Raw genomic sequence first — 12,573 nt, forward strand, 5'->3', positions numbered from 1 at the left:
GTTACTCCAGGGGTTGGGAATGCAATGACTGCAGCAGCCGGTAGCGGCCGGGCGGCAGGTTTCGTTCCACGGTGATGCGCGGCCCGAACTGGCTTCCCGGCGCGACGATGCGGCCGGGCAGGATGATCACGGCGACGCCCAGCGCGGCACCTTCGCCGATCCAGGCGCCGAGCTTGTCGCGCTGGCTGTCGATGACGGTGTCGCCGATGTGGACGGTGACCATTGCCCCATCCAGGCGATGGTTGCTGGTACGCACCAGGGCGCCGAGATAGACCCGGTCATCGATGCGGCTGTCGGCGATGAAGCACTGCGGGCCGATGCTGACCTGGTTGCCCAACCGTGCGTTCTTCAGTTCGCTGGCAAAGCCGATACGCGTGCCGTCACCGATGCACAGCGGGCCGCGCAGCAGTGCGTTGTTGCCGATCAGGCAGTCGCGGCCGATCGACACCGGACCCTGGACATGGGCGCCGTCGCAGATGCGACTGCCGGCACCGATCCGTACGGCGCCCTGCAGGGTGGCCCGTGGCGAGACCCTTGCGTCGGGATCAGTGTGGGGCGCAAGTGTCGACAGTGCCTCGGCCATCGCGGCGAGGTCATTCCACCACATGCGGGTACCTCGTCGGCTTGTCGCGCACGGGTTCGCGGCCGGTGAACAGCCCCGCCAGGCCATGAAACAGCCAGATCGCATAGGCGAGCAGTACATACAGCATCGAGAAGGCCGCCGCCGGCACCAGCCACGCACGTCGGTGGTGGATGGCACTGATCACTGCCAGCAGCATGACGATGCCGGTCCAGAACAGCGGCATCACCGACAGGGCAAGGCCACCCGGTCCGTGCAGCCGGGCCGCGCCGAACCATACCTGCAGCGACAGCATGATGCCGGCCAGGGCGAGCAGCATCATCGGCAGGATGCTGAAAATGCCGAAGCGTGTCAGCAGCAGGTGGCGATGCAGGCGCATGCATACCGCATAGCCGACGATCCAGCGTCGCCAGCGCCGCCATTCCTCCACCAGCGTGTTGCATTCCTGCGGGTAGACCACGCAGCGGATGCTCTGGCGAACCCGATAGCCCTGCGCAACCAGCGACCAGGACATGTCGAGGTCTTCCACGCGGGTGCGATCGGAAAATCCGACCTTGCGCAGCACCGAAGTACGGAACAGGCCACACGAGCCGGAAACGATGAACGGTGCGCCGCCCAGCCATTGCTGGAAGCTGCGCTTGATCACGATCATCGGCAGTTTCAGGCTGGCGCGCACATGGGGGAGGAAGCCGGCGCCCTGCAGGCTGGACGAGGGGACCCCGCCAACCGCATCGGCGCCGCGCTCGATCTCGGCCAGCAGATAACCCAGGCCATGGCTGCGCGGATCGATATGGGTATCTGCATCGGTCAGGAACACCTGCTCGGCGGTTGCGTGCTGCAGCCCGTGCATCAGCGCACCGCCCTTGCCGGTGTTGGCCTGGTGCACGGCCACCAGGCGCCCGGGCCAGCGCGCCTGCAGCGCATCAAGCACCTGAGCCGTGTTGTCGGTGGAACCATCGTTGACACAGATCACCCGCGCCACGTACGGGTTTTCCAGCAGGCTGGCCAGCGAGCGCTCCAGGCATGGGGCTTCGTTGTAGGCCGGCACGATCGCGTCGATGCTGTACAGGCGGGTGCTGGGCCGGCGCGAGGCCTGCACGCAGATTCGTACCAGGATGAAAGCGCACATGGCCAGGAACAACAGCGTCTTCATCAAAGCACCAGACGGTAGGGCAGGAAGCCCTCGCTGGGACCGATGCCGATCTGCTGGCCACGGAACTGCGCATGGCAGCGGAGGTGGCTTTCCTGCATGTAGTGGCGATCGCCCTGGCTGGCATGCTCGCGCAGCGCGTGGATCTTCAGCTCCAGCTGCGCGCTGATGTCCTCGAACACCTGCGGCGCGAACTGCGGCAGGGTGCTGGGGCTCTCATAACAGAGGATCTGCGGAATGTGGCGGCAGGCGATGATCGACGCTTCGTGAACGGTGCGATGGTCCTGGTGATGATCCTCACCACACATCGTGTAGATGCGGCCTGGTTCGATCAGCGTGCAGACCTGTTCGATCGACGCAATGATGTCGTTGCGGCAGGCGGGGAATCGCGTGTCCGGGAAATCCTGCTGGATCACCTCGGCCACCCCGAGCCGGCGCAGGGCGCGATGCGATTCATCGCTGCGATCGATGCCGGCGTGGCAGCCCCGGCCGCCGCGGCTGAGTACCAGTGCATGGATGCGTGAGCCGGCGCGAGCGAGCTTTGCCAGGCTGCCACCGCAACCGAGTTCGATGTCATCTGGATGGGCACCGATTGCCAGAATGTTCAATGTCATGGCCGTGTCCTAGCGGAAGCCGGGTGCGCGGCGGCCAGGCATGCTGTCCCCGCGCGAAGGAGGCGGAAACTATCTCAGCGTGAAAATGCAGCAGCTCTAGGATTCATACGAAATTCCGGGATTCGGGTAAGAATGGACGCTGCGTCATGGCGAGCTCAGCGGAAAATGGCCCTGGAACTGTCGGAACTGAAGAACGAACTGGCCCACTTCGGTGCCGAAAACGACGCCCGTGAAGTCGAACGCGGCCGCCGCATGCTCAACATCACGCCAGATACGGGCGAATTCCTCGCGGTGCTGGTGCGCTTCGGCACTGCGCGCCGCGTACTGGAGATCGGCACCTCCAACGGCTATTCGACGCTGTGGCTGGCCGAGGCCGCCGCCGCCATCGACGGCCACGTGACCACGCTGGAATACGCCGAGGACAAGGCGGCGATGGCGCGTGACACCTTCGCGCGCAGTGGCCTGGCCGATCGCATCACGCTGGTCCACGGCGATGCCGGGCCGTGGCTGGCAGAGGCCGCCGATGCCAGCATTGACCTGCTGTTCCTCGATTCGGACCGCGGGCAATACGCCGGCTGGTGGCCGCAGCTGCGCCGCGTGCTGCGTCCGGGTGGCCTGCTGGTGGTGGACAACGCCACCTCGCATGCGGGAGAGATGGAACCGCTGCGGACGCTGCTGGACGCTGATCCGGACTTCAGCACCAGCCTGGTGCCGGTGGGCAACGGCGAGCTGCTGGCCGTACGCAACGCCTGACCGCCGTGCTACCCGCGCCTGATCCGGTAGTGCCGGCCGCGCCTGATCTGGTAGTGCCGGCCGCTGGCCGGCAAGCCCAGCAGCCAGACGATCCGCAGGCAGCCGGCCAGCGGCCGGCTCTACCGCATTCAGTGCCCAGCCTCGATAATCCCGCCGTGAGCACCGAACCTGACACCCTCGCCGCGGTCGAGACTGAAACCGCGCCCCTGCAGCTGCTGCACCTGGATGAGCGCCTGGCCGTGGTCAACAAGCCTGCCGGGCTGATGGTCCACGACAGCAAGCTGGCCCGTGGCGAAGACGACTTCCTGGCCGACCGCCTGCGCGAGCAGCTGGGCCGCCCGATCTTCCTCGTGCATCGCCTGGACCGGGCCACCAGTGGCTGCCTGCTGCTGGCCTTTGACCGCGAGACCGCCAGTGCGCTGGGCAAGGCGCTGATGGGTGGCGAGGTGCTGAAGGACTACCTGACCGTCTGCCGGGGCTGGCCGGCCGAACTCGCCTGGCAGGTCGATCATGATCTGGACGGCGGCCCGGGCAAACCGGTGAAAAAGCCGGCGGTCACCGACTTCCAGCGCCTGGCCACCGGAGAGTTGTCGGTGCCGGTCGGTGAATTCACCAGCTCGCGTTATGCGTTGCTGCGCTGCCAGCCACAGACCGGGCGCTTCCGGCAGATCCGCCGGCACCTCAAGCACCTGTCGCATCACATGATCGGCGACACCAGCCATGGTGATGGCCGCCACAACCGCATCTTCCGCATGCAGGGCGTGCACCGCATGCTGCTGCACGCCGAGCGCCTGCGCTTCCCGCATCCTGAGGGTGGCAACGTGGATGTCAGTGCGCCGCTGGATCGTGAGTTCCAGAAGGCGCTGGACCTGTTCGGCTGGCAGGTGGACCTATAGACGGTAGTGCCGGCCGCTGGCCGGCATCTGCCTGATCCCAACCGTACGAGGTTGCCGGCCAGCGGCCGGCACGACCTCACTTCTTTTCCGGCTCGTTGACGATCGCTTCCAGGTCCTTCTGCAGGTCCGCGAACAGCGGCTGCATGCGCGCCTGGATCGCCACCATCACGTTCTGCATCAGGGCCGGGGTCTTGTCCAGCAGGCTCTGGCCGGCCGCGCTCTCGTAAAACTCGGCCATCGCCAGCACGTCTTCCTTGCTGAAAGTCTTCTTGTACAGGTCCACGTACATCGGCCGCAGCTGCTGCCAGGACAGTGCCTGCCGCAGGGTCTGGCTGGTCCGTGCCTGGATCCGCTTCAGCTGCTCCTGCTGCTGGGCATTGAGCTGGCGCTGTGCGGCCACCTGCTGGAACTGCTGCTGCTGCATCGCCTCGATCTGCGGCAGCATGGTGTCGATCATGCTCTGCGCACGTGACGCGGACAGCAGACGGTTGATGTCGCCATCGGTCGGCGGCGCGGCCAGGGCGGGGACACTGGCCACGGCCAGCGCCAGCAGCAGGGCGGCGCGGCGCAGCAGGGAGGGCAGGGCGGGTGCGGAGCGGGTCATGCGAAGCTTCCTGCGGTACATGGGACGGCCAGCATACCCGCAGCCAAGGCGAAGGCGGCGTGTTCGGTACCTGATCGGCGGCATACGGCGCGCGATGCGCACTCCGACACGTGGCTGCCGCTACAATGCGCGGATGGGCAGTGGACCGGTCACCATCAACGCGCAGCTTGAAATCCCCGACGGCGAGATCGTCGAGCGGTTCGTGCGTGCCAGCGGTGCCGGTGGCCAGAACGTCAACAAGGTCTCCACTGCGGTGGAACTGCGTTTCGACGTGGCCAACTCGCCCTCGTTGCCCGAACCGTTGCGCACGCGCCTGCTGGCGCGGCGTGACCGGCGCATGACCGGCGAAGGCGTGCTGGTCATCGACGCGCAACGTTTCCGCACCCAGGATCGCAATCGCGAGGATGCGCGCGAGCGGCTGGCGGCCTTCATCCAGGCCGGGCTGAGCGTGCCCAAACCGCGCAAGGCCACCAAGCCGACCCTCGGGTCGAAACTGCGTCGTCTGGACGCCAAACGCGGGCGCGCGCAGATCAAGCGCGGGCGCTCATCACGTGACTGGGAGTGATTGCTTGAACAACCCGACTCCGCTGCTGCCGGCCGTGCCGCCGCAGATGCCACAGGTCAAACCCAATGCCTTCCTGCGCTGGCTGGCGCGCTGCACCCTGCGCATGGGCGGCTGGAAGGTGACCGGCACCCTGCCTGACATCCCGCGCCTGGTGTTCATCATCGCGCCGCATTCGTCCAACTGGGACGGCCTGTGGGGCATGGCGGCCAAGATCGCGCTGGGCATGAAGGTGAAGGTGCTGGGCAAGGCCTCGCTGTTCTGGTGGCCGCTGGGGCCGCTGCTGCACAAGCTGGGCGTGATCCCGCTGGACCGCAGCTCGCCGCAGGGCACGGTGGGCCAGGCGGTGGACCTGCTGCGCAACAACGAGAAGATGTGGTTCGCCATCACCCCCGAGGGCACCCGCAAGGCGGTGAAGGAGTGGAAGGCCGGCTTCCTGAAGATCGCCCGGATGGCCGACGTGCCGATCCTGGCCGCCTATTTCCATTACCCGGAAAAGACCATCGGCATCGGCCCGCTGTTCCAGCCGACCGGCGACGATGCTGCCGACATGGCCGCCATCCGCGAGTTCTACCGGCCGTGGATCGGCAAGACCCGCGGCACGGTCTGAGCCGGCCGCAGGCCGTCGCATAGACGCCACGTCCGGCACATGCCGGGCGAGCGCGACAGGAGTAGGGTGGAGGGCTGGTATTCCATACCGTCTGCCCAAGGAGCGTTTTACATGTCGCGTACCGTAGTCCTGGCCGCCGCCATCAGCCTGGCGCTGGCGGCCTGTTCCGGCAAGGAGTCCACCCCCGTGTCCGATGCCCAGAAAGCCCCGGCCCAGCAGCCGGCCGAAGCCTCCACCAATCCGCTGCTGAGCGCCAGCACGCTGCCGTTCCAGGCGCCGCAGTTCGACAAGATCAAGGACAGCGACTACCTGCCGGCCTTCGAAGAAGGCATGCGCCAGCACCTGGCCGACGTTCGCAAGATCGCCGACAGCAGCGAGCCGGCCACCTTCGACAACACCATCGTGGCGATGGAGCGCAGCGGCGAGACCCTGACCCGCGTGTCGCGCATCTTCTTCGGCCTGGTCCAGGCCGATACCAACGATGCGCGCCAGAAGATCCAGGAAGAAGTGGCGCCGAAGCTGGCTGCGCACCAGGACGAGATCAACCTCGACCCGAAGCTGTTCGCGCGCGTGAAGTCGATCTATGACCAGCGCGACACGCTTGAACTGGATCCGGTGCAGAAGCGCCTGGTCGAGCACTACTACGATGGCCTGGTGCGCGCCGGCGCACAGCTGTCCGACGCCGACAAGGCATCGCTGCGCAAGCTCAACGTGGAAGAAACCACCCTTTCCACCCAGTTCCACACCCGCCTGGTGGCCGCTACCGCCGCTGCGGCCGTTGTCGTTGACGACAAGGCCAAGCTGGCCGGCCTGGACGAGGATGCGATCAACAACGCCGCCAACGCAGCGAAGGAGCGCAAGCTGGATGGCAAGTTCCTGCTGCCGCTGCAGAACACCACCCAGCAGCCGGTGCTCGGCTCGCTGAGTGACCGCGACCAGCGTGCCGCCGTGCTGAAGGCTTCGGAAACCCGCGCCGAGCGTGGCGATGCCAACGACACCCGGCAGACCGTGCAGCGCCTGGCCCAGCTGCGTGCGCAGAAGGCCAAGCTGCTTGGCTTCGACACCTTCGCCGACTACCAGCTGGGCGACCAGATGGCCAAGACCCCGGCTGCCGCGCTGAAGCTGCTGACCGACACCGTGCCGGCCGCTACCGCCAAGGCGCGCGCCGAAGCCGGCGAGATCCAGAAGGTGATCGACGCGCAGAAGGGCGGCTTCCAGGTCGCCGCCTCGGACTGGGATTTCTACGCCGAGCAGGTGCGCAAGGCCAAGTACGATCTGGACGAGTCGCAGATCAAGCCGTACTTCGAACTGGACAACGTGCTGCAGAACGGCGTCTTCTACGCCGCCACCCAGCTGTACGGCATCACCTTCAAGCCGCGTACCGACATTCCGACCTACAACCCGGACATGAAGGTGTACGAAGTGTTCGACAAGGACGGCACCTCGCTGGCCCTGTTCTACACCGACTACTTCAAGCGTGACAGCAAGTCTGGCGGCGCCTGGATGGACGTGTTCGTCGAGCAGGACGGCCTGACCGGCGCCAAGCCGGTGGTCTACAACGTCTGCAACTTCACCAAGCCGGCCGCCGGCCAGCCTGCGCTGATCAGCTTCGACGACGTCACCACCATGTTCCATGAGTTCGGCCATGCACTGCATGGCATGTTCTCGAACGTGAAGTATCCGTCGATTGCCGGCACCGCCACCTCGCGCGACTTCGTCGAGTTCCCGTCGCAGTTCAACGAGCACTGGGCGCTGGACCCGAAGGTGTTCGCCAACTACGCCAAGCACTACAAGACCGGCGAGGCGATGCCGCAGGAGCTGGTCGACAAGATCCTCAAGGCACGCAGCTTCAACCAGGGCTATGCGACCACCGAGTACCTGTCGGCCGCACTGCTGGACCTGGCCTGGCACACGCAGAAGGCCGACGCGCCGCTGCAGGACGTCGGCGCCTTTGAAGCCAGCGCGCTGAAGAAGTTCAAGGTCGACCTGCCGCAGGTGCCGCCGCGCTACCGCACCACCTACTTCGACCACATCTGGGGTGGCGGTTACTCGGCCGGCTACTACGCCTACTTCTGGGCCGAAGTGCTGGATCATGACGCCTACCAGTGGTTCACCGAACACGGTGGCCTGACCGCCGCCAATGGCCAGGAATTCCGCGACAAGATCCTCTCGCGCGGCAACAGCGTGGAGCTGTCGACCCTGTACCGCGATTTCCGCGGCAAGGACCCGTCGGTGGAACCGCTGCTGAAGTTCCGCGGACTGAAATAAGCGCGACCTGAAGTACGAAAGAAATAACGGCGGGGGAAACCCCGCCGTTTTTCGTTGAATCGATACCATCGACAGATTCCGCAGTTTGCCGCTCATCCACGCATGGCGTGGATCCATGCATCGACCAAGGTCGACACCCACCAAAAGCAGGCCATGCTGTTCCGACAGTTCGCGGAGATCTGTCGAAGGCGGGGTGGGTCCGGTTGCGGGGGTGTCCGCGGCATGGATGCCGCGGCCAAGCTTACAGGCACGTACTTGCAGCGTCCCCCGCAACCGGACCCACCCCGCCATCCCCCAGGAAAACGGCTTTGGCTGTTGCTGTTGAGGTTGCCGGCCAGCGGCCGGCACTACCGGGTGCCGGGCACAGCCCGGCCATCACGTCCCCACGTGTACCCGGTTGGCCTGTTCGGCTAGCCCCAGGTGATCCAGCGCGATGTCCAGCGCCAGCACATAGCTCTGCGCACCGTACCCGGCGGCGATGCCCAGGCGCTGGCCGACACCGGCCGGCAGGCACGGCTCGGCCACCGCGCCGTCGTCATGTACTTCCACGTAGGCGTTGTGCAGGTAGGGCAGCAGGCGCTGAAGACGCAGGCTGTTGGCACACGCACCCGGGTCCAGCAGCGTCACCTCGCCACGGCTGTGGTCGGCCACGCGCAGGGCGTCCAGCAGTTCCTGTTCCGAGCCGCAGGCGCGTATCGCCACGCTGGTGCCGGCGTCGATTGCCCGGTGCACCAACGACTTCAGTACCGGTGCCGGCAGCGGCATGGCGGTACGGATCAGCGCACCGGCGGCTTCCGGGCCACGGATGATGAAGATCGACATGGCTCAGCCCTCCTGCGCCAGGCGGCGGCCGACGATGGCCAGCGACAACGGATAACCGGCCTGCTGGCTGCGCTGGTCGATGACCACCGCCGCCGGGCCATGCTGCAGTCGCAGGCGCGCCTCCAGGCCGGGCTCGCTGGGTGCCTGCAACTCGATGTACTGCGCCGGCAGCCGTTCCAGCGCCGCCTGCAGCGCACCGCCCTCGGCCTGCCATTGCGCCTCGTCGGCCACGCCGACATCCAGCAGCACCCAGTCGGCCGAACGCGCCTGTGGCTGGCACAGGCACTGGCGCACTTCGGACAGGCTGGCGCAGTCGCTGCACAGCACGCGATGGCCGTTCAGCTGCGCCGGCAGCTGCGGGCGCGGCACGGACGAAGATGCGTGGCGGATCACCAGGAGGGTCATACAACACCTTGCGGAATGCGCCCTGCGGCGCGGTGGGCACACGATGCGCGCGCTGGCCGTAAAGGTGCGATGCCCGCGGCCGGTCCCGCGCGTAAAACCTGCGTAACCCGGCGCTACCGGGAACCTCTCCCCCCATGTGTGGTCTGATGCAGCTACCACCCACCCGGAGCCTGCCATGGACGCCGTTGCCCGCCCTCCCTTTTCTGATCGCGCGCTGGCCTGGCTGAAGAAGGAGGCGCTGCCGTTGCTGGTGATGCTCGGCCTGCTCGCCGCCGCCCGCGATACCCTCGCCAACCACTACGTGGTGCCCAGCGGTTCGATGCAGCCGACCCTGCAGCCCGGCGACCGGGTGGTGGTGGACATGCGCGCCTACGGCCTGCGCCTGCCATTCACCAGCAGGGAACTGATGTCCACCGGCACGCCGCAGCGCGGCGAAGTGGCGGTATTTGATTCGCCAGCCGACGGCACCCGCCTGATCAAGCGCGTTGCCGCAGTGGCCGGTGACCATGTGCAGCTGCACGAAGGGCACCTGACCATCAACGGCCAGCCGCTGCAGACTGCGGACCTGCAGGATGTGGAAGCCTTCGGTGAACGCCGTGCCAGCCTCGATCTGGACATGGGGGGCGGCCCGGACATCGCCGACCTGGTGGTGCCGGACGGCAAGGTGCTGGTGCTGGGTGACCACCGTGGCAACAGCTTCGATGGCCGCTTCTTCGGCTTCGTAGATGCCGACAAGGTCTACGGCCGTGCGGTGGCGGTGTACTACCGCCGCGGCGACGGTTTCGAGTGGCAGCGCCTGTAAGCTGAATTGATACTTCTTGAGTATCAATCCTGACTTATCAGGTTATGGATCGACTGGATGGACGGGCCTAGTCTGAGGCCCGTTCCCTCCCACGCCCGGCCGTCCCCACCGGCCTTTCGATTCCATGACTGGCGAAACTGCGGCGGCCGTTGAAGGCCGTCCCTCCACTCTCGATACCGGCACCGACGCCCGCATCCAGCAGGGCACCCCGGCCTTCCGCCGCACCGCGATGGCGCTGTTCCTGGCCGGCTTCTCCACCTTCGGCCTGCTGTACACCGTGCAGCCGTTGCTGCCCGAGTTCAGCCGTCACTTCGGCGTGTCCGCCGCTGGCAGCGCGATGTCGCTGTCGTTGACCACTGGCACGCTGGCGGTGGCGATGCTGCTGGCCGGCCTGCTGTCCGACGCGGTCGGCCGTCGGCCGTTGATGATCGTTGCGCTGTTGGCGTCGGCCATGCTGTCGCTGTGCACCGCGCTGGTGGACGACTGGACCACGCTGCTGGTGCTGCGGACCCTGCTTGGCCTGGCGCTGAGCGGCGTGCCGGCGGTAGCGATGACCTACCTGGTCGAGGAAATGGACAGCCGCGCGCTGGGCCTGGCGATGGGCCTGTACATCGGCGGCAACGCCATCGGTGGCATGAGCGGGCGCCTGCTGGCCGGCATCATCGCCGACCACTGGGGCTGGTGCTGGGGTATCGGCGTGGTTTCGATCATCGCCGTGGCCAGCACCGTCCTGCTGTGGCTGCAGCTGCCACCGTCGCGGCACTTCCATGCACGTCGCGGCGGCCTGCGCCAATTGCCGTCGCGCTGGCGCACGCTGTTCGCCGACCCGGGCCTGCCATGGCTGTTCGCCACCTCGTTCGTACTGATGGGCGTGTTCGTCACCCTCTACAACTACCTGGGCTATCACCTGCTGGCGCCGCCCTACCATCTCAGCCAGACCGTGGTCGGGCTGATCTTCAGCGTCTATCTGGTGGGTACCTTCAGTTCGGCGTGGATGGGCCAGCAGGCCACGCGCTACGGACGCGGCCGCATCCTGTCGATCTCGTTCGCGCTGATCGGCGCCGGCATCGCGCTGCTGGCGATGCCGTGGCTGAGCACGATGGCGCTGGGTATCGCACTGGTGACCTTCGGCTTCTTCGGTGGTCATTCCGTGGCCAGCAGCTGGGTTGGAAGCCGCGCCGGCGCGATGCGTGCGGAAGCCTCGGCGCTGTACCTGTTCGCCTACTACCTGGGGTCCAGCGTGCTGGGCGGTGTGGGTGGCCTGGCCTATGCAGCTTGGGACTGGCTTGGCGTGTGTGCGTTCGCCGCCGTGCTGACCCTGATCGGCGGTGGCATCGTCTGGGCGCTGCAGCAGCGCGCGCCGCAGCCGGTCACGGCGTGACCCAACGCACGGTAGTGCCGGCCGCTGGCCGGCAACCACGGTGTGGCGGGTCTGCCGAGGTAGAGTCGACTGTTAGTTGACTGCTCTTCCATCAGATCGCGAAAACCCCGCGCTGCGCGCGATAGTCGACTAACAGTCGACTCTACCGGCGAATGCCCCGCGCAGCAGCGTGGCGAAATTGCGGATCAACGGGGTTACCCGTTCGCGATGCCACGCCAGCTGCACTTCCGAATGCGCACCGGCATCGGCCAGCGCCACGAAGCGCGATCCTTCCACCCGGATGTGATCGCACGAAGACGGCAGGATCGCGGCGCCCAGGCCCGCGGCGGCCAGGCTGATCAGCGTCGATGCTTCACCCGCTTCCTGCACGATGCGCGGCGTGAATCCGGCAGCCGCACACAACGCGATCATGTGGTCGTGGATGCCCGCGCCCGCGCTGCGCCGGAATGCCACGAACGGTTCCTGCGCGAAGTCGCGCAGCGACAGCGTGCCCTGCTTCGAAAGCCGGTGCAGGGCCGGGTGCCCGGCATGCACGATCAACGCCAGCGGATCGACGAACAGGCTGTGCGCCACCAGTTCCGGCGGCAGCGCACGCTTGCGGATGATGCCCACGTCCAGTGACCCGTCGAGCAGCGCGTCGATCTGCTGCAGGGTGTTCATCTCGCTCAGCTGCAGCCGCACCTGCGGATACTGCTGGCGGTAATGCAGGATCGAACGCGGAATCTGCGGCGACAGCGGCGTGGCGCGGGTCAGGCCGATGTGCAGTTCACCCTGCTCACCGCGCTGCGCGCGCTGTACCTCGTCCACCGCCGTCTCCACCTGCTGCACGATGGCGCGTGCACGTTCCTGCAGCAGCTCGCCCGCAGGCGTCAGCTGCACACGACGATGGCTGCGCACGAACAGGCGCGCACCGATCAGGTCCTCCAGCTGGCGGATCTGCTGGCTGAGCGGCGGCTGCGACATGCCCAGCCGCTCCGCCGCCTGGCCGAAGTGCAGCGTATCGGCAACAGCGAGGAAGTAACGCAGGTGGCGGAGTTCGATGGACATGCGGCCAGTTTATTCATCGTCAGCCGGAAATGAATCAGAGATGGGATCCGATCCCGTGCCGACCAACGGTCGGCACCCA

At 66.7% G+C, this 12,573-nt stretch carries 14 protein-coding genes; 7 read left to right on the forward strand and 7 right to left on the reverse strand.

All coding sequences use genetic code 11. The annotated features are described in order from the left end of the window. Nucleotide 1: 1 nt before the first annotated feature. The 3 genes from AC5P9L_RS14545 to AC5P9L_RS14555 are packed head-to-tail and all read right to left on the reverse strand — an operon-like array spanning nt 2 to nt 2,344. On the reverse strand, nt 2-607 hold the full coding sequence (locus tag AC5P9L_RS14545; protein WP_043035695.1) for an LbetaH domain-containing protein: 606 nt from the start codon (nt 605-607) through the stop codon (nt 2-4). After that, nucleotides 594-1,733, reverse strand: a complete 1,140-nt coding sequence (locus tag AC5P9L_RS14550; protein WP_043035696.1) for a glycosyltransferase family 2 protein — start codon at nt 1,731-1,733, stop codon at nt 594-596. Before AC5P9L_RS14550 ends, AC5P9L_RS14545 begins: the two co-directional genes overlap by 14 nt. Further along, the gene (locus AC5P9L_RS14555; protein WP_043035697.1) at nt 1,733-2,344 is read right to left on the reverse strand and encodes a PIG-L deacetylase family protein; all 612 of its coding nucleotides are present in this window, start codon (nt 2,342-2,344) and stop codon (nt 1,733-1,735) included. Before AC5P9L_RS14555 ends, AC5P9L_RS14550 begins: the two co-directional genes overlap by 1 nt. 165 nt (nt 2,345-2,509) lie before the next feature. On the opposite strand from AC5P9L_RS14555, the gene AC5P9L_RS14560 reads away from it, so the two are divergent. Both AC5P9L_RS14560 and AC5P9L_RS14565 read left to right on the forward strand, forming a co-directional pair. Further along, nucleotides 2,510-3,097: an O-methyltransferase gene (locus AC5P9L_RS14560; protein ID WP_111117644.1), complete on the forward strand. Its 588-nt coding sequence runs from the start codon at nt 2,510-2,512 to the stop codon at nt 3,095-3,097. Nucleotides 3,098-3,252: 155 nt separating this feature from the next. Continuing rightward, complete coding sequence (locus AC5P9L_RS14565) at nt 3,253-3,993, forward strand: pseudouridine synthase (protein ID WP_005411909.1); 741 nt, start codon at nt 3,253-3,255, stop codon at nt 3,991-3,993. Nucleotides 3,994-4,069: 76 nt separating this feature from the next. On the opposite strand, the gene AC5P9L_RS14570 is transcribed toward AC5P9L_RS14565, so the two are convergent. Then, nucleotides 4,070-4,597 (reverse strand): DUF2059 domain-containing protein, encoded by a 528-nt coding sequence (locus AC5P9L_RS14570; protein ID WP_005407643.1) that lies wholly within the window; start codon nt 4,595-4,597, stop codon nt 4,070-4,072. A gap of 133 nt (nt 4,598-4,730) precedes the next feature. On the opposite strand from AC5P9L_RS14570, the gene arfB reads away from it, so the two are divergent. The 3 genes from arfB (at nt 4,731) to dcp (ending at nt 8,037) form a co-directional block, all read left to right on the forward strand. Then, nucleotides 4,731-5,162: an alternative ribosome rescue aminoacyl-tRNA hydrolase ArfB gene (arfB, locus tag AC5P9L_RS14575; RefSeq protein WP_005407644.1), complete on the forward strand. Its 432-nt coding sequence runs from the start codon at nt 4,731-4,733 to the stop codon at nt 5,160-5,162. Nucleotides 5,163-5,166: 4 nt separating this feature from the next. Next, a complete protein-coding gene (locus tag AC5P9L_RS14580) occupies nt 5,167-5,769 on the forward strand; it encodes a lysophospholipid acyltransferase family protein (RefSeq protein WP_005407645.1) in 603 nt (200 codons plus the stop codon). A gap of 111 nt (nt 5,770-5,880) precedes the next feature. Then, on the forward strand, nt 5,881-8,037 hold the full coding sequence (gene dcp / locus AC5P9L_RS14585) for a peptidyl-dipeptidase Dcp (protein WP_012478784.1): 2,157 nt from the start codon (nt 5,881-5,883) through the stop codon (nt 8,035-8,037). 375 nt (nt 8,038-8,412) lie between these two features. On the opposite strand, the gene AC5P9L_RS14590 is transcribed toward dcp, so the two are convergent. Further along, nucleotides 8,413-8,859, reverse strand: coding sequence for a 3-dehydroquinate dehydratase (locus AC5P9L_RS14590; RefSeq protein ID WP_004153636.1), 447 nt, complete (start codon nt 8,857-8,859; stop codon nt 8,413-8,415). Nucleotides 8,860-8,862: 3 nt separating this feature from the next. Next, entirely contained in the window at nt 8,863-9,264 is a 402-nt protein-coding gene (locus tag AC5P9L_RS14595; protein WP_005411912.1) for a hypothetical protein, read from the reverse strand. A gap of 175 nt (nt 9,265-9,439) precedes the next feature. Here AC5P9L_RS14595 and lepB point away from each other — a divergent pair, with 175 nt between their 5' ends. Together lepB and AC5P9L_RS14605 are read left to right on the forward strand one after the other, a co-directional pair. Further along, nucleotides 9,440-10,066 (forward strand): signal peptidase I, encoded by a 627-nt coding sequence (lepB, locus tag AC5P9L_RS14600; RefSeq protein ID WP_005407648.1) that lies wholly within the window; start codon nt 9,440-9,442, stop codon nt 10,064-10,066. 124 nt (nt 10,067-10,190) lie between these two features. Continuing rightward, nucleotides 10,191-11,447 (forward strand): MFS transporter, encoded by a 1,257-nt coding sequence (locus tag AC5P9L_RS14605; protein ID WP_495230645.1) that lies wholly within the window; start codon nt 10,191-10,193, stop codon nt 11,445-11,447. Between the two features lie 129 nt (nt 11,448-11,576). On the opposite strand, the gene AC5P9L_RS14610 is transcribed toward AC5P9L_RS14605, so the two are convergent. Continuing rightward, nucleotides 11,577-12,494, reverse strand: a complete 918-nt coding sequence (locus AC5P9L_RS14610; RefSeq protein ID WP_049459211.1) for a LysR family transcriptional regulator — start codon at nt 12,492-12,494, stop codon at nt 11,577-11,579. Nucleotides 12,495-12,573 lie beyond the last annotated feature (79 nt).

This window comes from Stenotrophomonas sp. YJH_SMC_64, assembly GCF_059371375.1.

Bases quoted from the DNA above. Each gene is read 5' to 3' on its own strand.
- AC5P9L_RS14545 (WP_043035695.1), bottom strand. From the start codon at position 607: ATGTGGTGGAATGACCTCGCCGCGATGGCCGAGGCACTGTCGACACTT.
- AC5P9L_RS14550 (WP_043035696.1), bottom strand. From the start codon at position 1,733: ATGAAGACGCTGTTGTTCCTGGCCATGTGCGCTTTCATCCTGGTACGA.
- AC5P9L_RS14555 (WP_043035697.1), bottom strand. From the start codon at position 2,344: ATGACATTGAACATTCTGGCAATCGGTGCCCATCCAGATGACATCGAA.
- AC5P9L_RS14560 (WP_111117644.1), top strand. From the start codon at position 2,510: ATGGCCCTGGAACTGTCGGAACTGAAGAACGAACTGGCCCACTTCGGT.
- AC5P9L_RS14570 (WP_005407643.1), bottom strand. From the start codon at position 4,597: ATGACCCGCTCCGCACCCGCCCTGCCCTCCCTGCTGCGCCGCGCCGCC.
- arfB (WP_005407644.1), top strand. From the start codon at position 4,731: ATGGGCAGTGGACCGGTCACCATCAACGCGCAGCTTGAAATCCCCGAC.
- dcp (WP_012478784.1), top strand. From the start codon at position 5,881: ATGTCGCGTACCGTAGTCCTGGCCGCCGCCATCAGCCTGGCGCTGGCG.
- AC5P9L_RS14590 (WP_004153636.1), bottom strand. From the start codon at position 8,859: ATGTCGATCTTCATCATCCGTGGCCCGGAAGCCGCCGGTGCGCTGATC.
- AC5P9L_RS14595 (WP_005411912.1), bottom strand. From the start codon at position 9,264: ATGACCCTCCTGGTGATCCGCCACGCATCTTCGTCCGTGCCGCGCCCG.
- lepB (WP_005407648.1), top strand. From the start codon at position 9,440: ATGGACGCCGTTGCCCGCCCTCCCTTTTCTGATCGCGCGCTGGCCTGG.
- AC5P9L_RS14605 (WP_495230645.1), top strand. From the start codon at position 10,191: ATGACTGGCGAAACTGCGGCGGCCGTTGAAGGCCGTCCCTCCACTCTC.
- AC5P9L_RS14610 (WP_049459211.1), bottom strand. From the start codon at position 12,494: ATGTCCATCGAACTCCGCCACCTGCGTTACTTCCTCGCTGTTGCCGAT.